Annotated in this window: 19 protein-coding genes and 1 tRNA gene; 11 read left to right on the top strand and 9 right to left on the bottom strand. The window is 68.8% G+C overall.

Annotation, left to right across the window (positions count from 1 at the left end):
- Positions 1 to 91: 91 nt before the first annotated feature.
- Complete coding sequence (locus tag ABIC66_RS01495) at positions 92 to 1,666, bottom strand: MFS transporter (protein WP_354067538.1); 1,575 nt, start codon at positions 1,664 to 1,666, stop codon at positions 92 to 94.
- Between the two features lie 94 nt (positions 1,667 to 1,760).
- Here ABIC66_RS01495 and ABIC66_RS01490 point away from each other — a divergent pair, with 94 nt between their 5' ends.
- On the top strand, positions 1,761 to 3,272 hold the full coding sequence (locus tag ABIC66_RS01490) for a phospholipase D-like domain-containing protein (RefSeq protein WP_354067537.1): 1,512 nt from the start codon (positions 1,761 to 1,763) through the stop codon (positions 3,270 to 3,272).
- Here the strand turns inward: ABIC66_RS01490 and ABIC66_RS01485 are convergent.
- Genes ABIC66_RS01485 through metX form a run of 3 tightly spaced genes read right to left on the bottom strand, consistent with a single transcriptional unit; the run spans position 3,229 to position 5,839 of the window.
- The gene (locus tag ABIC66_RS01485; protein WP_354067535.1) at positions 3,229 to 4,008 is read right to left on the bottom strand and encodes an endonuclease/exonuclease/phosphatase family protein; all 780 of its coding nucleotides are present in this window, start codon (positions 4,006 to 4,008) and stop codon (positions 3,229 to 3,231) included. The genes ABIC66_RS01490 and ABIC66_RS01485 overlap by 44 nt on opposite strands.
- A complete protein-coding gene (gene metW, locus ABIC66_RS01480; protein WP_502910274.1) occupies positions 4,005 to 4,688 on the bottom strand; it encodes a methionine biosynthesis protein MetW in 684 nt (227 codons plus the stop codon). The genes ABIC66_RS01485 and metW overlap by 4 nt, the downstream gene beginning before the upstream one ends.
- The gene (gene metX / locus ABIC66_RS01475; protein WP_354067534.1) at positions 4,685 to 5,839 is read right to left on the bottom strand and encodes a homoserine O-acetyltransferase MetX; all 1,155 of its coding nucleotides are present in this window, start codon (positions 5,837 to 5,839) and stop codon (positions 4,685 to 4,687) included. Before metX ends, metW begins: the two co-directional genes overlap by 4 nt.
- Positions 5,840 to 5,916: 77 nt before the next feature.
- Here metX and ABIC66_RS01470 point away from each other — a divergent pair, with 77 nt between their 5' ends.
- Genes ABIC66_RS01470 through ABIC66_RS01445 form a run of 6 tightly spaced genes read left to right on the top strand, consistent with a single transcriptional unit; the run spans position 5,917 to position 10,328 of the window.
- Positions 5,917 to 6,429 (top strand): SixA phosphatase family protein, encoded by a 513-nt coding sequence (locus ABIC66_RS01470; RefSeq protein ID WP_354067532.1) that lies wholly within the window; start codon positions 5,917 to 5,919, stop codon positions 6,427 to 6,429.
- Positions 6,426 to 6,770 carry a DUF952 domain-containing protein gene (locus ABIC66_RS01465; RefSeq protein WP_354067531.1) on the top strand — a complete coding sequence of 115 codons (345 nt, stop codon included), beginning with the start codon at positions 6,426 to 6,428 and terminating at the stop codon, positions 6,768 to 6,770. The genes ABIC66_RS01470 and ABIC66_RS01465 overlap by 4 nt, the downstream gene beginning before the upstream one ends.
- On the top strand, positions 6,767 to 7,825 hold the full coding sequence (locus tag ABIC66_RS01460; protein ID WP_354067529.1) for a quinone-dependent dihydroorotate dehydrogenase: 1,059 nt from the start codon (positions 6,767 to 6,769) through the stop codon (positions 7,823 to 7,825). The genes ABIC66_RS01465 and ABIC66_RS01460 overlap by 4 nt, the downstream gene beginning before the upstream one ends.
- An 8-nt stretch (positions 7,826 to 7,833) precedes the next feature.
- Positions 7,834 to 8,583: a TVP38/TMEM64 family protein gene (locus tag ABIC66_RS01455; protein ID WP_354067527.1), complete on the top strand. Its 750-nt coding sequence runs from the start codon at positions 7,834 to 7,836 to the stop codon at positions 8,581 to 8,583.
- A 9-nt stretch (positions 8,584 to 8,592) separates the two neighbouring features.
- On the top strand, positions 8,593 to 10,086 hold the full coding sequence (locus tag ABIC66_RS01450) for an ATP-binding protein (RefSeq protein WP_354067526.1): 1,494 nt from the start codon (positions 8,593 to 8,595) through the stop codon (positions 10,084 to 10,086).
- Between the two features lie 11 nt (positions 10,087 to 10,097).
- The gene (locus ABIC66_RS01445; protein ID WP_354067524.1) at positions 10,098 to 10,328 is read left to right on the top strand and encodes a hypothetical protein; all 231 of its coding nucleotides are present in this window, start codon (positions 10,098 to 10,100) and stop codon (positions 10,326 to 10,328) included.
- Between the two features lie 116 nt (positions 10,329 to 10,444).
- On the opposite strand, the gene ggt is transcribed toward ABIC66_RS01445, so the two are convergent.
- Positions 10,445 to 12,190 carry a gamma-glutamyltransferase gene (ggt, locus tag ABIC66_RS01440; RefSeq protein ID WP_354067523.1) on the bottom strand — a complete coding sequence of 582 codons (1,746 nt, stop codon included), beginning with the start codon at positions 12,188 to 12,190 and terminating at the stop codon, positions 10,445 to 10,447.
- 254 nt (positions 12,191 to 12,444) lie between these two features.
- Between ggt and ABIC66_RS01435 the strand changes: the two genes are divergently transcribed.
- Positions 12,445 to 12,521, top strand: a tRNA-Arg gene (locus ABIC66_RS01435).
- Between the two features lie 246 nt (positions 12,522 to 12,767).
- On the opposite strand, the gene ABIC66_RS01430 is transcribed toward ABIC66_RS01435, so the two are convergent.
- The 3 genes from ABIC66_RS01430 to ABIC66_RS01420 form a co-directional block, all read right to left on the bottom strand.
- Entirely contained in the window at positions 12,768 to 15,545 is a 2,778-nt protein-coding gene (locus tag ABIC66_RS01430) for a M16 family metallopeptidase (protein WP_354067521.1), read from the bottom strand.
- Between the two features lie 140 nt (positions 15,546 to 15,685).
- Positions 15,686 to 16,444: an anti-sigma factor family protein gene (locus ABIC66_RS01425; protein WP_354067520.1), complete on the bottom strand. Its 759-nt coding sequence runs from the start codon at positions 16,442 to 16,444 to the stop codon at positions 15,686 to 15,688.
- Positions 16,441 to 16,998: an RNA polymerase sigma factor gene (locus ABIC66_RS01420; protein ID WP_354068344.1), complete on the bottom strand. Its 558-nt coding sequence runs from the start codon at positions 16,996 to 16,998 to the stop codon at positions 16,441 to 16,443. Before ABIC66_RS01420 ends, ABIC66_RS01425 begins: the two co-directional genes overlap by 4 nt.
- Positions 16,999 to 17,067: 69 nt before the next feature.
- Here ABIC66_RS01420 and ABIC66_RS01415 point away from each other — a divergent pair, with 69 nt between their 5' ends.
- The 3 genes from ABIC66_RS01415 (at position 17,068) to ABIC66_RS01405 (ending at position 19,643) form a co-directional block, all read left to right on the top strand.
- Positions 17,068 to 18,297, top strand: a complete 1,230-nt coding sequence (locus ABIC66_RS01415; RefSeq protein WP_354067518.1) for a S8 family serine peptidase — start codon at positions 17,068 to 17,070, stop codon at positions 18,295 to 18,297.
- A gap of 100 nt (positions 18,298 to 18,397) precedes the next feature.
- Complete coding sequence (locus ABIC66_RS01410; RefSeq protein ID WP_354067516.1) at positions 18,398 to 19,141, top strand: hypothetical protein; 744 nt, start codon at positions 18,398 to 18,400, stop codon at positions 19,139 to 19,141.
- Positions 19,142 to 19,331: 190 nt separating this feature from the next.
- Positions 19,332 to 19,643, top strand: coding sequence for a DUF1244 domain-containing protein (locus ABIC66_RS01405; RefSeq protein ID WP_354067515.1), 312 nt, complete (start codon positions 19,332 to 19,334; stop codon positions 19,641 to 19,643).
- 3 nt (positions 19,644 to 19,646) lie between these two features.
- On the opposite strand, the gene ABIC66_RS01400 is transcribed toward ABIC66_RS01405, so the two are convergent.
- Complete coding sequence (locus ABIC66_RS01400) at positions 19,647 to 20,585, bottom strand: family 43 glycosylhydrolase (protein ID WP_354067513.1); 939 nt, start codon at positions 20,583 to 20,585, stop codon at positions 19,647 to 19,649.
- Positions 20,586 to 20,588: the final 3 nt, after the last annotated feature.

Raw genomic sequence — 20,588 nt, 5'->3', positions numbered from 1 at the left:
TGTCATCCCGGCCAAGCGCGAAGCGCGCCGAGCCGGGACCACGGGAAACGCAGCACTTGCCGCGATCCCGGGTCCTCGCCCGGGATGACAGCTATTTTTCTAGCTCCCGCAGGTCGCGCCCGCGTGTCTCCGCCCCGAACCGCGCGGTCAGCAGGGCCGCCAGGGCCAGGGGCGCAATGATCATCAGGGCGGCGATCTTGAGCGGCGGTACGATCGCCAGGATCCCCAGCAGCTGGGCGATCAGCCCGCCCGACTTGCTGCAGGCGGCGATCCAGCCGGTGGCTCGGCCGCGCACGCGCAGCGGATAGCTCTCGGCCGCATAGGGCAATAGGATGGCCAGCAGGCCGTTCGTGCCGATGATCATCAGGGCCACGGGCAGGATCGGGCTGGCGCCGTTCTCGATCGTCAGGACGCCCGCCACGCCGAGGGCGCTGACGACCATCGTGCCGACCAGCGACCACTTGGTGCTCCAACGGCTGTACAGGAACGCGCAGACGAACACCGTCGGGAACGCGATCAAGGCCGACTTGGCCAAGAGTTGGCTGGAAACGCCCATGCTATAGCCCTTGGCGACCAGCTCGGCCGGCAGCCATAGCAGCAGGCCGAAGTTCACCAGACCCCAGGCCACGGCGGCGATGCTGAGCGCGGCCGTCATGCCGGCGAAGCGGCGCTCGATCGGCGGCGCGGTCAGGACATGGTGGTGATCGGCGGCCTCGGCGGGGGTCTCGTCGCGTTCGCGCACCACCGAGCCGAACCGCTTCATGATCGCCTGCGCCGCATCGATCCGGCCAATGGTCATCAGGAACTTGGCCGACTCGGGAATGGCGCCGGACAGGGCGATCAAGATCAGGCCCGTGGGTAGGTTCAGGAACCACATGATCCGCCAACCGAACTCCGGCTGCAGCAGGGCCGACAGACCGGAGGAGGCTAGATAGCCGCCCACCGCGCCCAGGCCGCCGACGAGGACCAGGCTCCAGCCCCGGTGTTTGGACGGCATGGTCTCGGCCAGCAGGGCGTAGACCACGGGCAGCAGGCCGCCGGCGGCCGCGCCCATCATGAAGCACATGCCGACGTTCCACCAGAAATCGGGCATGGCCCCGCAGATCGAGGTGCCGACGAACATCACCGCCGACAGCAGGATCGAGGCGCGGCGGCCGAAAATGTCGGCCAGGATCCCCCAGATGATCGAGCCGGCCACCGTGCCGGTCAGGGCCGCCAATGGCAGCCAGGCGACCATGGCCTTGGAGACCGCGTATTCCTTGATCATGCCCGGCACGACGAAGCCCAGGCTGGCTGGCTTCATGATGTCGATGATCAGCGCCACCACCAGGGTGACCATCAGGCCCCAATGGGCGCGCGACAGCGGCGCGTCCTCGGGCGGAGTGACCTCGACGGTGTGGTGGTCGTGGCTATGGTCGTGGCCGCGACGAGGCAGCAGGCCCCAGCCGGCCAGGGCGCAGCCCAGCGGGATGATCAGCATGCCGATCGTCATGCCTAGGTCCATCGGCATGCCCGCCAGATGATAGCCGCTATTGGCCCCCATCAGGTACATCGGCACGTGCAGCAGCACGCCCGCGGTGACCACCAGGCAGCCCAGCCAGAACGCCCACAGCCTCTGTCGGTCGGACAGGACGTGCGGCGCCTTGGGCGAGTCGATCGTGGTCATGGCGCTTGGGCTCTTGTTTCTACGGGACGTCGTCTTGAAGCGGAGCCATAACACGGGTCCGCGCGTTGTCGCATCTCACACTGCCCAGGATGACATGAGTCCGAACGCCTCCGTCTTTCAACCGGGATACAATTGTTGGCGGGTCGAGCCCGCGGACCGCGTGGCCCTGTTCATCGACAACGACGAGGCGTTCGATGCGCTGAAGCCCCTTATCCTGGCCGCCAAGAAGTCGATCTGGATCCTGGCCTGGGTGTTCGACCCCTTGACCCGCCTCGACCCCGACCGGGTGCGCAAAAGCCGCGACCCGACCCACGCCGATCGCATCGGCCTGATCCTGCGCCGCCAGGCGGCGCTGAACCCCGCCCTGGATGTCCGGGTGCTGACCTGGGACATGCCGTTCCCGATCGCCGCCTCGCAGCTGTTCGGCCCACATCGCGGCGCGGCGTTCTTCGCCGGCTCGCGGGTCAAGTACCGCCTGGACGCCACCCTGCCGGCCAGCGCCTGCCATCACCAGAAGGCGGTGATCATCGACGGGGTCAGCGCCCTCGTCAGCGGCGGCGACATCGGCGTCGATCGCTGGGACGACACCCGCCACTTGGATGACAACCCGCTGCGCCGCCTGCCGACCGGCCGCCACTATCCGGCCCGCCACGAGGTCTCGATGCTGGTCGACGGCCGGGCGGGCGAGGCGATGGCCGACCTGTTCGTAGATCGCTGGAAGGCCTCGGGCGGCGACCCGATCGAACGCCCCGCGCGGCCCGAGGAGACGCCTTGGCCCGAGAACCTGCTACCCGACCTGCGCCGGCTGCCGATCGCCGTCGCGCGCACCTCGGCTGCGTGGCAAGGCCGGCCGGAGATCACCGAGTGCATGCTGCTGCACCTGTCGTGCGTCCGGCGAGCGAAACGGCTGATCTATCTGGAAAACCAGTACCTGACTTCACCGATCATCGTCGAAGCACTGGCCGAGCGCTTGGCCGAACCGGACGGTCCCGAGGTGGTGACGATCGGCCCGGCCCGTAGTCCCAGCTATTTCGACCAGATGACCATGGACAGCGCCCGCACGGCGGCGATCAATCGCCTGCGCGAGGTTGACGTCCACAAGCGGTTTTCGGCCTTCTCGGCCCACACGCCCAAGGGCGCGCCAATCATCGTCCACTCCAAGGTGGCGATCATGGACGACTGGCTGCTACGCATCGGCTCGGCCAATCTCAACAACCGTTCGATCGGCCTCGACAGCGAGTGCGATCTGGCCTTCGAGGCCGCGTCGGACCTGGAGCGCGAGACGATCAGCGCTTTCCTGGGCCGCCTGGTCGGCCACTTCCTGGATCGCTCGACGGCCGACGTCCTGGAGGCCATCGAGCGTGAGGGCGGCCTGGCGGCGGCGATCAATGCGCTGGACGTCAAGGGCGGGCCCCCGCGCCGACTGCAGCCCGTGCCGGCCCGCAAGTTGACGGGCGTTCAGCAGTTCATCGCCGACTGGAGCCTAGGCGACGCCATCGCGCCGGACGACGCCTGGCGGCCGTGGGGGCGCCGCGCTCGGCTGCGGCGTGACATCGCCAAGCTCACAGCGCCGCCGCCGGAGCCTCCGAAGCGTCTGCAGCCGTAATCTCGAGCTCGACCACCAGCGGCAGATGGTCGGACGCCACCCGGGCGCGTCCGTCGAATGGCGAGCTGACGCCGCGCGTCTCCAGGCCCTTGGTCAGGAAGACGTGGTCGATCCGCATGAACGGGAAGCTCGATGGGAAGGTCGCGGTGGCGGGCCTCGGCCAGGTCGGCGTCGGCGCCTGGGCGTCGCGCAAGGCGGTGCGCAGCATCCGGTAGGTCGCCGAATAGGGCGTGGCGTTGAAGTCGCCCAGCACCACGCCGGGCGCCAGCCAACCGTCGGCGCCCATCCAGTCGGGGCCTAGCAGCGCGGCCGCCTGCCGCTTCTGCTCCTGAGGCACCAGGCCAAGATGGGTATTGATGATCTGAACCTTCGTCCCGCCGACCTCGACCTCGACCCACAGGGCGCCGCGCGGCTCCAGGCCCGGAACCCGGCGATAAAGCGGTAAGCCCTTGGCCTTGATCCGGCGCTCGGGCAGGGCGGTCAGGATGGCGTCGCCATAGAGCTCTTCTTCCACGGTCATGGCCGGATGGAAGTGGAAGCTCATCTTCAGCAGTTCGGCGAGACGGTGCGCCTGGTCGACGCCCTTGGTGCGCGCGCGGCGGACGTCCAGCTCCTGCAGGGCCACGACGTCCGGCCGTTCGGCCGCGATGACTTCCGCCACTCGCTCGACGTCGAGCGCGCGGTCCGTGCCCACGCAGCGGTGGACGTTGTAGGTCATGAGACGAAGCGTCTTCATCCGTCGAAGAGATCGCCCGAGCTCGGCGGAAGTTCCCCGCCACCAAGGTTTTGAGTCGGCGCCGACCCGTTGCGGCTGAGCATGAACAGGCAGCTTTCGGCGCGCCAGTTCTCCAGCGCGCTAGCGGGGTTCATCGATCGGGCTGGGCCCTGGCCAGCGAAGGCCACGCAGGCGTCGACGCGCAGATTGAGGTCCGCCGTCAGGGCCAGGAAGTCGGCCAATGTGCAGAGGTGAATGTTCGGCGTCGACCACCACGGCATCGGCAGGGCCTTGGTCTCGGGCATCCGGCCGCGGCTCAGCAGCGACCAGCGCACCCGCCAGTGGCCGAAGTTGGGGAACGAGACGATCGCCCGGTCGGCGATGCGCAGCAGCTCGTCCAGCACGTGGCGCGGGTTGCGCGTCGCCTGCAGGGTCTGGGACAGCACCGCGTAGTCGAACGAGCGGTCGGGGAAGTGGTCCAGGTCCTGGTCGGCGTCGCCTTGCACCACCGACAGGCCTCGCGCCATGCAGGCGGCCACGCCGCTGGCGCTGATCTCCAGGCCGCGGCCGTCGATCTGCTTGTCGTGGCTCAGCAGATCCAGCAGGGCCCCTTCGCCGCAGCCGACGTCCAGCACCCGCGAGCCGGGGCGCACCAGGCGCAGGATCTCGCGGAAGTCCTCGCGGATGATGGTGTTGGTCAAACAAGCCCCCGGTCGCGCTCGGCCGAGGCCAGGAAACCCTCCAGCGCCGAGTCCATCACCGGCTCGTCCAGCAGGAAGGCGTCGTGGCCCTTGTCGCTTTCGATCTCGGCGAAGGCCGCGCGGGCGCCGGCGGCGGTCAGGGCGCGGACCAGGTGGCGGCTCTCGGCGGTCGGGTAGAGCCAGTCGCTGGTGAAGCTGAGCACGCAGAACCGCACGTCGCGCGCCCTTGTGAAGGCCTTGGCCAGCACGCCGCCGTGGCCGGCGGCGATGTCGAAATAGTCGGTGGCCCGGGTGATGTAGAGGTAGCTGTTGGCGTCGAACCGGTCGACGAAGCTGGCCCCTTGGTGGCGCAGGTAGCTCTCGACCTGGAAGTCGGCGTCGAAGCCCCACGACAGGCCGTCGCGCTTCAGCTCGCGACCGAACTTCCGCTGCAGGGCCGGTTCGGACAGATAGGTGATGTGCGCAGCCATCCGCGCCACGGCCAAGCCCTTCTCGGGCCGCACGCCATGGTCGGCATAGGCGCCGCCGCGCCAGTCCGGATCGGCCATGATCGCCTGGCGGCCCACCTCGTGGAACGCGATGTTCTGGGCCGAATGACGCGAGGCCGAAGCCAGGATGACGGCGCTGAAAAGCCGCTCAGGGTAGTCGACCGCCCACTGCTGGGCCTGCATGCCGCCCATCGAGCCGCCGATCACGGCGAACAGGGTGTCGACCCCCAGGGCGGTGACCAGCATGGCCTGGGCCCGCACCATGTCGGCGATGGTGATCATCGGGAACGACAGGCCGTAGGGCTTGCCGGTGGCGGGATTGGTCGAGGCGGGGCCGGTCGAGCCCATGCAGCCGCCGATCACGTTCGAACAGATGATGAAGTGGCGCTCGGGATCCAGCGGCTTGCCAGGACCGATCATGCGCAGCCACCAGCCGGGCTTGCCCGTCGTCGGATGCGGCGAGGCGACGAACTGGTCGCCGGTCAGGGCGTGGCAGATCAGAATGGCGTTCGACTTGTCGGCGTTCAGGGTCCCATAGGTCTGATAGCCGACCTCGAGGCCTTCGATCATTCCGCCCGAATCGAGCCGCAGGGGTTCGTTCGCGGGAAACCGCCAGGTTCCCCCGCCGGACAGGACGGGTGTGAACAGATCGAGCGCAGCCATGTCGCCTTGGAGCGCTTGGCGAAGAAGGTGTCAACCGCCGGCTTCCTGCCGGGGCGGCGGACGGCTATGGAGGTCGCATGGAGCGACTGATCCTGATGCGCCACGGCAAGGCCGAGCGGCACGCCCAGACCGGCGGCGACTTCGAGCGCGCCTTGGCCGACAGCGGGCGGGCCGACGCCGCCGTCATGGGCCGGATGCTGGCCGGTCTGGGCCTGAAGCCCGACCTGATGCTGACCTCGTCGGCCCGGCGCACCCGAGAGACGGCAGAGCAGGTGGCGGCCAGCTTCCCCAAGGCGCGGGTCGAGCTCTCGCGCGACCTCTATCACGCCGACCCGGAAGAGATCGTCCAGGCGCTGGAGGACGAGGGCGATGGGGCCGCGACGGTCATGGTCGTCGGTCACAATCCCGGCATGCACGAACTGGCCCTGCGTCTGGCCGTGCAGGGCGGCGCCTCGCCGATCCAAACCAACAAGCTGCGAAGCCGTTTCCCCACCTCTACGGTCGTGGTGTTCAGCTGGGGCGGCGGCGGTCCCCCGGTGTTGGAACACCTCTTCTATGCGCACGAGAACGGCGGAGCCGGCGGCGAATGACCCTGATCTACAAGATCCTGTCTCGCGTCGAATGGGAGGCCGCCCAGGCCGCCGGCCAGTTCGAGGGTTCGGCCGTCGATCTCGTGGACGGCTTCATCCATCTGTCGGCCGCCGACCAGGCCCAGGAGACCGCGGCCAAGTGGTTCAAGGGCCAGGCCGACCTGGTCCTGCTAGGCGTCGAGGCCGAAGGGCTGGGCGCGGATCTCAAGTGGGAAGCTTCTCGCGGCGGGGCCCTGTTTCCACACCTCTATCGGCCGTTGTTGGTCTCCGAGGTGTTGAGCCAGGCCGATTTGCACCTGGACGCAGATGGCGTTCCGCAACTGGGCGGTCACCTCGCATGAGCCTTCACGACATCGCCGCCCGCGCGCTGCACGCCTTCGATCCCGAGGACGCGCACGGCCTGGCCATTCGGGGCCTGAAGCTGGGCCTGGGCCCGCGCGACGGCGGTCCGGACGATCCGATCCTGGCCGTGAAGCTCGCTGGCCTGGAATTGCCCAACTGCGTGGGCCTGGCCGCCGGCTTCGACAAAAACGCCGAGGTTCCCGACGCCATGCTGGCCGCCGGCTTCGGCTTCGTCGAAGCGGGCACCGTCACGCCGCAGGCCCAGGCCGGCAATCCGCGCCCGCGCCTGTTTCGGCTGACCCAGGACCAAGCGGTGATCAACCGCATGGGCTTCAACAACGACGGTCTCGACCCCTTCGCCCGCCGCCTGTCGGCCCGTCGGGGCAAAGGGGGCGTCGTCGGCGCGAACATCGGCGCCAACAAGGACGCCAGCGACCGCATCGAGGACTATGCCACCGGCCTGACCCGCCTGTGGGGCCTGTCGGACTACTTCACCGTCAACATCTCCTCGCCCAACACGCCAGGCCTGCGCGCCCTGCAGACCAAGGCGGCGCTGGAGGACCTGCTGGGCCGCCTGTCCGAAGCGCGGGAAGCGATGAAGGTCACGACCGGTCGCGACTATCCGATCTTCCTGAAGGTCGCGCCCGACCTCGAAGACGGCGAGGTCGAGGCCATCGTCGAGACAGTGGTCGGCGCGGGCCTGGACGGTATCATCGTCAGCAACACCACCATCGCCCGCCCGGACAACTTGAAGTCGGCCCAGGCCGCCGAGAGCGGCGGTCTCTCGGGCGCGCCGTTGCTGGACGCTTCTACAGCGGTGCTGGCGCGCTTCCATGCCGCGGCCGCCGACCGCGTGACGCTGATCGGCGCCGGCGGCGTCGCCAGCGGCGTGGGGGCCTACGCCAAGATCCGCGCCGGCGCGCGCGCGGTGCAGCTCTATTCGGCTCTGGTCTATGGCGGTCCGGGCCTTGTCACCCGCATCAAACGCGACCTGGCCGCTCGTCTGCGCGCCGACGGCTTCACGGCGGTCGAGGACGCGGTCGGCGCCCGATGACGCGTTCTATGACACGCGATCGCGCCCTGACGCTGCTGCGCCGTTTCGGGCCGCTCGCGGCTATCGTGATCCTGTTCGCGGCCGCCTTCGCCAGCGGCCTGGCCGGCCACATCTCGCTGGAGCAATTGCGCGAGCGGGGCGGTGAGCTGCAGGCCTTCGCCCACGAGCGGCCCCTGCTGTGCGTGGCGATCTATCTGGCCATCTATATCGGCTCGGTGGCGGTCTCGCTGCCCGGGGCCCTGATCCTGTCCCTGACCGGCGGCTTCCTGTTCGGGCCGATCGGCGGCGGCTTCGCGGCCGTGACGGGGGCCAGCGCCGGTTCGACGGTCATCTATCTGGTGTTCCGCACCGCGTTCGGCGACATCCTGCGCCGCAAGCCGGGCGCGTTCCTGGCGCGGGTCGAGGAAGGCTTCAAGGGCGACGCGTTCAACTACCTGCTGACCCTGCGCCTGATCCCGGCCTTTCCGCTGTTGATCGTCAATGTCGCGGCCGGGCTGATGAACATTCCGATCCGCACCTTCGTCCTGGCCTCGGTGCTGGGCATGATCCCGAGCTCATTCGTCTATGCCGGGATCGGCGCGGGACTTGGCCACATCTTCGCGCAAGGCGGGCCCGTGACGCTGGAAACCCTCTTCTCGCCACGGATCTATCTTCCCATCATCGGCATGGGCGTTCTGGCCTTTCTGCCGCCTTTGTGGCGCCATTGGCGCAAAGGGCGCGGAGCCGCGCCGCCGCCAAAGCCTTTGGACGAGAAGTAGCCGCCCCGGATGGTCGAAACGGTTTCGCCGTCGGAGACTGAGCCCGCCCCGCCCCGGAAGCGATTTCCGTGGCCCGGCGGCCTGTCGGCGCGTCTGCTGCTGTTCACCGCCATCGTCGTCACCCTGGGCGGCCTGCTGGTCTTGCCGCCGACCTTGGCCGACTACGAGCGGCAATGGCTGCTAGACCGCGTGCGGGCGGGCGAGCTGGCCTCGACCATCGCCGAGTCCGATCCGAACCTGCGGGTCAGCGACGCGGTCGCCAACCAGATGTTCGACCAAGCCGGGGCCGTTACGGTCGCGGTGCAGGCCGAGGGCGCACGGCGTCTCGTTCTGCCGCCCAAGCAGCCGTTCGAGACGCCCTATCTGGTCGACTTGCGCCGCCAGAATCCAGGCTCGTGGCTGGCCGCGCCCTACTTCACCCTGACCAGCCCCAAGGGCAGCATGGTCCGGGTGATGGCCGAGCCACGCTTCCGGAAAGCCGAGTTCGTCGAGGTCGTGCTGCCAGACGCCCCCCTGAAGGCTTTGCTGGTCACCTATTTCTGGCGCCTCACCGGGATCACCGTCTTCGTCGCCGCCCTGGCCGGCCTATTCGTCTACGCCTTCCTGAACATCTTCCTGGTCCGGCCGATGCAGCGGATCACCCGGGCCATGGAGGCCTTCCGGGGCGATCCCGATGACCCGGCCGCCCGCATCACCGTGTCCAAGCGCCGCGACGAGATCGGCCGCGCCGAGCTGGAGCTGGACCGGATGCAGACCGATCTGCTGACCGCCTTGGCCTCCAAGGCCCGCCTGGCCGCCCTCGGCGAGGCGGTGGCCAAGATCAATCACGACTTGCGCAACATGCTGACCAGCGCCCAGATGGCCTCCGACCGCCTGGCGGCCCTCGGCGATCCCAAGGTGGCCCAGGCGCTGCCGCGCCTGGAGCGCGCCCTGGACCGCGCCATCACCCTGGCCTCGGACGTCATGGCCTATGGCAAGTCCAAGGAGCCGGAGCCGGTCGTGCGGCCGATGTCGCTGCGCCCGGCCCTCGAGATGGCGGCCGAGGACGCGGGCCTGACGCCGCAAGGCGTCGGCTTGGAGACCGTGATCGATCCGCGCGAGCAGGTCCTGGCCGATCCAGACCAGTTGCACCGCATACTGACCAACCTGCTGCGCAACGCCCGCGAGGCCATCGAGGGCGCGCCCGACCGGGGGGGCAAGGGCAAGGTGTTCGTCGAGCTGCGTCGCGCCGACGGCATGAGCATACTGCGCCTGTCCGACGATGGTCCCGGCGTGCCGGAACGGGCGCGCGCCAACCTGTTCCAGCCGTTCGTCGGCTCGGTGCGGCGCGGCGGCACGGGCCTGGGCCTGGCCATCGCCCGCGAGCTGGCCCAGGGTCATGGCGGCGACCTGGCTTTGGTGGAAACCGGTCCGGGAGGCTCGGTGTTCGATCTTACGCTGGCCGGCGTTCCGGACCCGTTGCCCGAACCCGACGATCGCGCCGCCGACGCGTCCGCTTCCTAGGAGAGAGTCCGATGACGACGACCTGGACCATCGCGGTGAAGATCGGGGCGTCGCCGGACAGCGCGCCGATCCACGAGATCACCGTTCAGGCGCCCGACGCCCCGGCCGCCTTGCGCCGCGTGGCGGCGATGATCGCGGTGCAGGACGCGGCGGACGCCGAGCTGCTGATCGACGGCCAGGAGGAGGTTTTCTCTCGCGCCGAGGTCGAGGCGGGCCTGGAAGAGCACCAGGCCCAGACCTGACCGTCTAGAGCGTGGCAGCCGAAAGTGTGAGCGGTTTCGGCGTCCGCCACGCTCCAAATGTTTGAGATAGAGCCTGTTTATCCGTTTCTGATGTTTCCATCAGAAACGGACAGGCTCTAGAGGCCCTTGGCCACGCCTTCGCGGCGCGGATCGGCGCCGCCTTCCAGCACGCCGTTCGGGCGCACGATCACGCCTTGCAGACCCGAGGTCTCCAGTTGGCCGACCTTGAGCGGCACGCCGCGCGCGTTCAGCGCCGCCAGCATCGCCGGACCGAACAGGTCGGCGTCGCCGGAGAACGTGTCGCCGCGCGCCACGATGTTCGGCAGCGACACGGCTTGCTGCATGTTCAGGTTCCAGTAGAACAGCCCGACCATGGCCTTCAGATTGTAGGACAGGATGGCGTTGCCGCCGGGCGAGCCGATGGCGGCCAGGAACTTGCCCTTCCTGTCCAGCACGATGGTGGGCGCCATCGACGAGCGCGGACGCTTGCCCGCCGCCACGGCGTTGGCCGCCGGCGCGCCGTCCTTCTCCTTTGGCGAGAACGAGAAGTCGGTCATCTGGTTGTTCAGGAAGAAGCCGCCGACCATCCGGCCCGAGCCGAAGATGCTCTCGACCGTGGTGGTCATCGACACGACGTTGCCTTGGGGATCGACCACGACGAGGTGGGTGGTGCCGCCCGGCTCCTTGGTCACGTCGACGCCGACCTTCGGGGCGCCCTTCGGATGGCCGAACGGCGGCGCCTCGCCCGCCGTCTGGGTGATCAGCTTGGCGCGCTGGGCGACGTATTTCGGGTCCAGCAGGCCTTTTACTGGCACGGTGACGTAGGACGGGTCGCCCACATAGCGATCGCGGTCGGCGTACATCACCCGCTCGGCCTGGGCTAGCATCGTCCAGGCCACAGGATCGGTGGGCCCACGCTTGCCGATGTCGGTGTGCTCCAGCATCTGCAGCGCCTGGATGACCGCCAGGCCGCTGGACTGCGGATTGGGCACGCAGACGCTGTAAACCTTCCACGGACGGCACAAAGCGTCGGCCGAGCGCGGCTTGTAGGACTTCAGATCCTCCAGCGAGATGCTGCCCGGCAGCTCGCCCTCGTGCACGCGGTCGACGATCGCCTGGGCCAGCGGACCTTCATAGAGGGCCGAGGGGCCCTCGGTCGCGATCCGGCGAACCGTCTCGGCATAGGCCGGGTTCTTCAGCACGTCGCCGGCCCGATAGCGGGTTCCGTCCGGCTTGGTGAAGTATTTCACCGCGTCCGGCGCATTGGCCTGCGGCGCGCGGCTGACGATCATGCCGGCCAGGCGCGGACTGACCACGAAGCCGTCGGCCGCCAGTTTCTCGGCGTCGCTGAACAGCGCGCTCCAGGCGAGCTTGCCGTGCTCCTTCTGGGCTTGGGCCAGCATGGCCACCGCGCCCGGCACGCCGGTGGCGCGGCCCGACAATACGGCGCGCACGAAGGGCAGGGGCTTGCCGTCGGGGCCCATGAACATGTCCGGTCCCGCGCCGCTGGGAGCCTTCTCGCGGCCGTCATAAGCCGTCACCTTGCCGGTCTTGGCGTCGTAGAACACCAGGAAGGATCCGCCGCCCAGGCCCGAGCTCTGCGGCTCGACGAGGCCCAGCACCGCCTGGATGGCCACGGCCGCGTCGACCGCGCCGCCGCCGTCGCGCAAGACGCGCAGGCCGGCCTCGACCGCCAGCGGATTGGCCGCGGCGACCATGCCCTTGGCGGGGGTGGAGTTCACGGCTGGCCTGGGCGTGGGCATGCCCAGCGCGATCGACTCGGCGTGGGCGGCGACCGAGGCCAGGGTCAGTTGAAGACAGGCGGCGAGGGCGAGCAGGGAAGGCGACACGATACGACGCATGCGGATCCTCTTAGGCGGACTCAAGGACCGGCCTGCCCGCCGCTCCGAAAGCGTCCATGGACACCAATCAATCGGTGCTGTCACGTCCAGATAGCCGGCGAACGGCCGTATTTGATCGCTCTGAACCCAGGCCGTGCAAGGGTTGGCTCGCGAGGGAACGCCGGTGCGCGAAACTTTTCGAGATTATCGGTCAAACCGGGCTTGCGTCCCCGGAATGAACGGGCTATCTCCCCCGCCTCGCCGAAAGGCAATGCGCGCCCGTAGCTCAGCTGGATAGAGCATCAGACTACGAATCTGAGGGTCGGACGTTCGAATCGTTCCGGGCGCGCCATTTTCTTCTCATGAAATCGACAAGTTGCCTGCCGGCGCAGGGTTAAATGCGCCCCGGGGTCGCGATCAGAGCCTGGGCGCGGGGCCTTGTCCGCAAAAAGGTAGCGCCAAGGCCGGGCCGGGGCGCGCCGACCGGGAATCTCGATAGCCTCGCCTCGCGCGGATCGCCGTTCAGCGCCTCCTCGAGAAATCATCCGGAAGGGGAGATCGGCCGGGAGGTTCGTCTCCCGGCCTTTTGAGTTTCGGACTACTGAACCGGCTTGGCGTCTGCGTCGATGATCCGCAGGTCTAGGCCCTGGGCCTTTAGTTTCGGCTCGATGACCGCGCGATCGCCGACCACAACCCAGATCAGCTCGTCCGGCTTGATCGCCTTTTTGGCGGCTGTCGTGGCGGTGTCGGTCGTGACTGCCCTCACCTCGCTCGGATAGGCGTCGAAATAGCTATCGGGCAGGTTGAAGTTCACCAACTCCGAGATCGATCCGTAGACGCCCCGGCCAGTTTCCCAATAACCCGGCATCGACAGGGTCAGGCCATTTTGGGCCTTGGCCAACTCGGCGGCGGTGATCGGCTGGTTCCCGATGATGGCCGTCAGCTCCTTGCGGGCTTCGACGAAAGACTCCGCGGTCTTGTCGGTCTGGACGGGCGCGTAGGCCACAAACATCCGCGTGCCCCGGGCGGCGCGCACATAGCTGCCGGCCCCGTAGGACCAGTGCTTGTCCTCACGCAGATTCATGTTCAGGCGCGAGACGAAGTCGCCACCGACGACGGCATTGGCGACGTCGATGGCGGCCTCATCCGCTGGATCGCGCGGCGCCAGAAGGTCGCCGACCATGATCATCGACTGCTGCGCGCCGGGCCGGTCGATCAGATAGACCGCGCCTTTCTTCGGTTGGGTCAGCAGCGGCGGCTTGGTCTTCGCGGGCGCGCCGGCCCAGCCGCCCAGCTGGGCCTCCAACTTCGGCATGATCTGGGCCAGTGTCGTGTCGCCAACGACGATCAAAGTCGCGTTGCGTGGTTGCAGCCAGGCCTTCTGGAAAGCGACCAGATCCTCGCGCGTGATCGAGTCGACGCTGGCTTCGGTGGACAGCAGGCCGTAGGCGCTGCCTTCGCCATAGGCCAGAACCGGCAGGACGCGGGAGGCCATGGCGTTCGGGCTCTGCTTGGCCTGCTGGATCGCGGCGATCGACAGGCGCTTGCGGCGATCGAGGTCTTCTGGGGTGAAGGCGGGATTACGGAGGATATCGGCATAGATCGCCAGGGCCGGATCGAGCGTCGCGGTCAAGGTGCTCAACGACACCGACGCGGTGTCCAGACCATTGGAGCCGCCCGCCGAGATCCCCAGCTGCGCCAGTTCGCGGCTGAGCGTCAGGTTGTCGCGATGGGTGGTGCCGTCAGTCATCATGGCCATGACCAGGCTGGACACGCCGGGCTTCGAGCCGCCGGCCTCGGCCGCCAGGCCCGCATCGAACAGGGTGTTGAACAGCACCTGTGGCGTCTCGTGCCGCTCGGCCACGATGACCTTCAGGCCGTTCGACAGGGTTCCGCGCTGCAGCTTGACGAAGGCCGGAGCCTTGATCGCCCCGACCTCTGGCATGGCCTTGCGATCGGCGCCCGTGTTCGCCGGCTTGTAGTTGGGGAACGGCGTCACGGTCAGGGTGAAGTCACCGTCGGTCAGCCATTTGCGGCCGGCGGCCAAAAGGTCCGAGGCCTTGGCGTCGCGCACCCGTTCGAGACTTTGCTTGTAGGCGTCGGCGTCGCCCAGGAAGACTTGATTCTGGGCCAGGATGTCGGACTTGCCGCCGAAGCCGCCGATCCGCTCGGCCCCGCGCACGAAGTTGGCGAGGGTGTTGGTGCGGACCTTGGCCACCTCCTCGGGCGTCGGGCCATCGCGCATCAGGCGCTGGAATTCCTCGTCGAACGCCTTTTCGACCGCCGCCGGATCGCCGCCCGGCTTGACGGTGATGGTGACCACGAACTGACTGCCAATCTCGCTGGTGTTGAGGCTCGCCCCGACCTGGGTCGCGGTCTGGTCGGTGAAGACCAGGCGCTTATAGAAACGGGAGGTCTTGTCCGAGACCATCACGTCGCTGAGCAGGTCCAGATACTCCAGGTCGGCCGCGCCGAAACCCGGCACGTTCCAGATCTTGTAGATCCGGGCCTGGGGCACGCGGTCCTGCATCTCGGCGCGCTGCGAGCCGGTGCGTTTGGCGGTCCAGGCGGTCTGGCGGGCCACCGGCGGGCCCGAAGGAATGTCGCCGAAGTACTTCTCGGCCTTGGTCCTGGCTTCGGCGACCGTGATGTCTCCGGCCAGGACGATCACGGCGTTGGCCGGGCCATAATAGGTCTTGAACCAGGTCTTCACGTCGTCCAGCGACGCGGCGTCCAGGTCGGCCATCGAGCCGATCACGGTGTGGCCGTACGGGTGATCTCGGTGATAGGTGCTATCGGTGACGAGGTTCCAGACTTGGCCGTAGGGTTGGTTCTCGCCCTGGCGTTTCTCGTTCTGGACGACGCCTCGCTGCTCGTCGAGCTTGGCCTTGTCGATGGCCCCGGCCAACCAGCCCATCCGGTCGCTCTCCAGCCACAGCACCTGGTCGAGCGCGGCGGTCGGGACGTTCTCGAAATAGTTCGTCCGGTCCTTGTTGGTCGTCCCGTTCATGTCGGTGGCGCCCAGCTTCTCCAGCGCCTTGAACCAGTCGTCGTTGAAATGCTCCGAGCCGTTGAACATCAGATGCTCGAACAGGTGGGCGAAGCCGGTCTTGCCCGGAGGCTCGTTCTTGGAGCCCACGTGATACCAGATGTTCACCGCGACGATCGGCGCCTTGTGGTCCTCGTGCACGACAACGGTCAGGCCATTCGCCAGCTTGAAGGTCGTGTGGGGAATGTCGACGATCGGCAGCGGCGCGGCCATCGCGCCGGTGACCTTGGCGGCGGCTTTCGGCGGGGCCTTGGCGGGCGTGGCGGCCAAGGCGGGCGACGCCGCCAATAGAACGGTTAGGGCGGCGCACGCGAACAATTTCTTCATAGTGGTCCCAAGATGAAACGCGCTCCCCGACGAGCAGCGGTTTCACCCTAGGTTGCAAGTTACAAGCTTCACAAGCCCCCTCCCATCCCGGGGAAGAAGATCTGGCCCGCCTTGGCGTGAGCGGATCGTTCCGGGAAGATTTACCTACGCCAACGGCTGGCGAGAGCTTTCGCTTCACCATCGGCGTCCAGCGGCGCGCCCTCGATCAGCGCGTCGACCGCAGACAGCACCGCGGGCGGCGACTCCGATCCGGCCGTCCGATAGGCCGCGGTGGTTTCGGCCTGGATCGGACTGGCGACGCGCAGGCGCCAAACGCCGGCGTCGCGGCAGGCCAGGCCCGCTAAGCCTTCGCGGCCGTTCGGCTGGAAGGTCCGGCAGTAGACCCCGTCATGGTCGCGAAAGGTGAGGCCGATGCGGATCGGCCCCGACGTGTCGGCGGCGACCTGTCCGTCTAGAGCGCGAGCAAGGGGCCCCGAGGCGACGAGCGTCTGCCTGGCGTCGCCGTTCAGACCGACCGCGGCGGGCATGGCCAGCCGGCCGATCGCCAGGCCGACGACAAGGCAGGCCGCCATGCCGGCCCAGGTGGGCAATCGGAAGGGCGGTCGCTCCGGCTTGGTCGATGGCGCTGGGCGGCGACGGGCGGCCAGATCAACGACCTCGGCCAAGCTGGACCGGCCGCCACGGATCGTCTCCAGCAGACGCTCTGGCAAGGGCTCGTCGGCGATTGGACCGTAGTGGCCGGTCAGCAGGGCTTTCAGGTCCTGCTGGGCCTTCAGGCGAGCGGCGAGATCGCCGTCGTTCTTGGCCGTGGCCTCGACCAGAGTGCGCGTGGCCGGATCCAGCTCTCCGTCGACATAGGCGGCGAGGGTTTCGTCGTCGAAGCTGAGCGGGGCGGTCACGGGCGGGCTCCTTGGTCGATGAGCGCGGCCTGCAGGGCCGCGCGACCGCGCGATAGGCGGCTGGTGACGGTGCCGACGGGCGTTTCCAGCACGGCAGCGGCCTCGTCGTAGGACAGGCCCTCGATCAGCACGAGGGCGACGGCGATACGCTGTTCATCGGGCAAGGCCGCCATGGCCCGCTCGACAACCGACAGGCCTAACCGCGCGTCCAGGGTGGCCGAGGCCGGATCGGCCGCGAGCGCGCCCTGTTCGGGCGCGACGGTGACCTTGCTCCAGCGCGAGCGTCGGCGGGCCTCGTCGATCCAGGCGTTCTTCATGATCCGGAACATCCAGCTGTCGAGCCGCGTCTCGGGACGCCACTGATCCCGCCGGAGCAGGGCCCGCTCCAGCGTCAGTTGCGTGAGGTCGTCGGCGTCGGCCGGATCGCGAGCCAGGGCGCGCGCCATCCGCCGCAATCGCGGGGCGTGGGCGACGAGCTCTGTCTGGAATGCGTCCAAGATTCCGCCTTCGTGTTCTCGTTGGATAGAACGATCCGGCCCGAACGTTTCATCCATCATGGAGCCAACGCTTTCATCGCCGCGCCGTCCAGGCCCAGCTAGGGCGCGGGTGCATCCGGGAAATACATGAGCGGACGATTGATCCTCGGCGCCTTCGGCGCGCTAGCCCTGGTCACGACGGCGGTGGGGCAGGTCCTGCCGGGCTTGCCCACGCCGGACCTGCGCGATCCGCTGGGGCGCGTGGACCAGATCGCGCGTGAGCCGCTGGAGCGGGCAGGCGGGGTGGTGAGGGCGCTGGATGTGGCCGATCTTCGACTGGATCGCCTGACCGCCTTGGTCCGCGCCAATCCGCGCGCGCTGGATCTCGACGACCGCGGCCAGGCGGTGGTGCGGGCCGAGGTGCTGGCCATCGCGCCCGACGACGAGGCCTTGGCGCGTTTGGCCGCCGCCGGCTACACGGTGGCGCGGGAGGAGCGCGCCGAGGCTCTGGACCTGCGGCTCGTCGTGCTGCGTCCGCCTGGCGGCTTGAACGTGCGGGCCGCCGTGCGCAAGGCGCGCGAGCTCGACCCAGACGGCGCCTATGACTTCAACCATCTGTACGCCGGAGCGGGAGGAGCCGGTCCGGCGGCTGCCTCGGCCGGCTCGGCGACCGCGCTGCCCGCTGGCCGCGTTGGCCTGCTGGACGGCGGTGTTGATCGCAAACATCCGGCCTTCAAAGGCGTCGAGATCGAGCAGCGTAGTTTCGCGCCAGGCGGCGGCCCCAGCCCGCACGGCACGGCTGTCGCCTCGCTGCTGGCTGGAAAGGGCTACGGCGGATTGGGCGCGGGCTCGCGGGTCTACGCGGCCGACGTCTATGGAAGCGGACCAACGGGCGGCTCGGCCTCGGCGATCGTGGGGGCGCTGAATTGGATGGCCCAGGCCAAGGCGCCAGTGGTCAATGTCAGCCTGGTTGGCCCCGACAACGCCACCCTGCGCGCGGCCGTCAAGGCGCTGGTGGCGCGTGGCTGCCTGGTGGTGGCTGCGGTCGGCAACGACGGTCCGGCCGCGCCGCCGCTCTATCCGGCCTCGTATCCGGGCGTGGTGGCCGTCACCGGCGTAGACGCTAGGGGCCGGCTGCTGCCCGAGGCGGGCAAGGCCGCTCACATCGACTTCGCCGCGCTGGGCGCGGGGGTGAAGGTCGCGACGCCGGGCGGCGGCGCGGCCAGCGTGCGCGGCACCTCCTACGCCGCCCCCGTGGTCGCGGCGCGTCTGGCGGCGCGGCCCGACCTCGCGGCCCTCGCCAATCAAGCCGCCGATCTGGGCGCGCCCGGCCCCGATCCCGTGTTCGGCAAGGGCCTGGTGGGCCGAGCACGCTAATTTCTAAAAAGTTCGCGCGGTGGGGATGGATCGCGACGGACCCGTCGTTGGACCGGGTGGAAGCGCCGACGCGGCGCGGCAAGCCTCGAAGGATATGACGATGTTCAAGCCCTCCCTCTTCCTGACCGTCGCCGCCCTGGTCGGCGCCCTGGCCATCTCGCCGGCCCAAGCCCAGCTGCTGGGCGGCGGCCTCGCCGGCAACGGCGCGGGCAATCTGACCGGCGGCCTTGGTGGTCTGACTGGCTCGGCCGGCGGCATGCTCAGTGGTTCCGGCCAATTCGGCGCGTCCGACCTGGGTGGTCCGATCTCGCGGGTCCGCGGCGCCGGCGACACTCTGCGCGAGCGCACGGCGAGCGCCGGCCGCACGGGCGCTGACACGGTCGGCCGCGTCGGCGGCAAGGCTCGCAAGGCGGCGAGCTCCGCCAATTTGGACGCGGCCGGCGCGTTGACCGGCGCGGGTTCCATCGCCGGCTCCGGCGCCTCGGGCGCGGCTTCGGGCGACGCTTCGGCGCAGGGCGGCGGCCTTGCCCTGCCGGATACGAATGGTGTCGCCTCGGGTGTCTCCAATGTCGCCGCCAACGCCCGCGACCACGCCGGCCAGGTCGCGAGCCGGGCCAAGGGTGGGGCGTCCAGCGCCGCCGATACCGCCCGTTCGGCCAGCTTGAGCGGTTCAGGCGACGGCTCGGCCTCGGCCTCCAAGCGGGGCGCGTCGGCCGAGGCCGGCGGTTCTGGCGGTGGTCTGCTGTCGTCCGCCTCGGCCAATGGCGGCGGCGCGCTAGCTCTATCGGCCGATCGCCATGGCGCCAACGCCTCGGCCAACGGGGCCGCCTCGCGCGGCAACTAAGCCTTCCGGCGGTGCGCGCGCGATCCGTGGGAGAAAGGAGCCGCGCCGCGACCCGGCCACGCCGCCCTGACGCTTCGTCAGGGCGGCGTGCGCGCGTTTGTCGACTTCTCCGCGAGCTGACGCGGCCATTGTCCCGTGGGCGGTCTCCGCCCACATTCGCCGCTTCCAGACCCGCCGCCCGGATTCGCGCATGACCCAGATCGACGATCGTATCGCCGCCGCCGCCTTCCATCGGCTTGTCGAGCACCTGCGCCTACGCGCCGATGTCCAGAACGTCGATCTGATGGGTCAGGCCGGGTTCTGCCGCAACTGCCTGGCCGACTGGGTCAGCGAGGCGTCCGAGGGCGCGATCGGCAAGGAGGCGGCGCGAGAGGCGATCTACGGCATGCCCCAAGCCGAGTGGAAAGCGCGCCACCAGGCGCCGGCCACGCCCGAGCAACTGGCTCGCATGGCGGCGAGCGTGGCGCTGAACGAAAAGCTCCGCGCCACGCGAGACGCTTGAGGCCTATTTGGCCGCCGGCTTCGGCTTCACCTCCACGATCGAACCGTCGGCCGCGTACGTCAGCGGTTCGATGGCGATCGAACGACGGTGATCGCCGCCGCCGGGCAGCAGGTTGTCGTGGTAGAAGAACCACGTCCTGCCCTTGGTCTCGAGGATCGCCTGGTGGTTGGTCGAGATCTTCAGATAGTCGAGGATCACCCCGCGATACGCGTAGGGGCCCATCGGACTGTTGGAGGTGGCGTAGACGATCTGGCCCGGCCAGCCGGTCGAGAAGCTGAAATAGTAGAGACCCTTGCGCTTGTGCAGGAAGGGCGCTTCTCCGTATTTCTTCTTGGAATCGTCGGCCGGGAAGCCGGTGACGACCAGATCCTGGATCGGACCGGCCAGGCTCTTCATGTCCGCGCCCAGCTTGACGATCTTGGGCGCACGGGTCCCGAAGACCATGTAGGCTTGGCCGTTGTCGTCGATCAGCACCTGCGGGTCGATCGGCTCGGCGCCGGCGTTGGCGTCGCGAGCCTTGTCGACCAGAGGCGCGCCGATGGCGTCGGTGAACGGCCCCTCGGGCTTGTCGGCCACGGCCACGCCGATCTTGTCGCCGCCGACCGGGGCGTAGAAGTAGTACTTGCCGTTCCGATAGGCCGCCTCGGGCGCCCAGGCCTTGGCGTCGGGCTTGGCCCACTTGAACACCGACACGCCCAGGAACGCGCCGGCGTCCTTCCAGGTCTTCAGGTCCTTGGAGGTGTAGAGCCGCCAGGTGGTCGAGTCCCAATAGGTCCCCGAATTGGAAGCGTCGTCGGTGGCGTAGAGGTAGTAGCCGCCCTTGAACGCGTGCGGCGACGGATCAGCGTTGAAGCGCGAGCTGATCGGCTCGCCGGCCAGGACGGGCGTGGCGAGCACGCCGACGAGCAGGGCGGCCGCGAACATAGGCGTAAGACGTTTCAAGGC

Source organism: Caulobacter sp. 1776, assembly GCF_040545685.1.
Lineage (GTDB): Bacteria > Pseudomonadota > Alphaproteobacteria > Caulobacterales > Caulobacteraceae > Caulobacter.
This window is presented reverse-complemented; position numbering and strand designations above follow the sequence as displayed.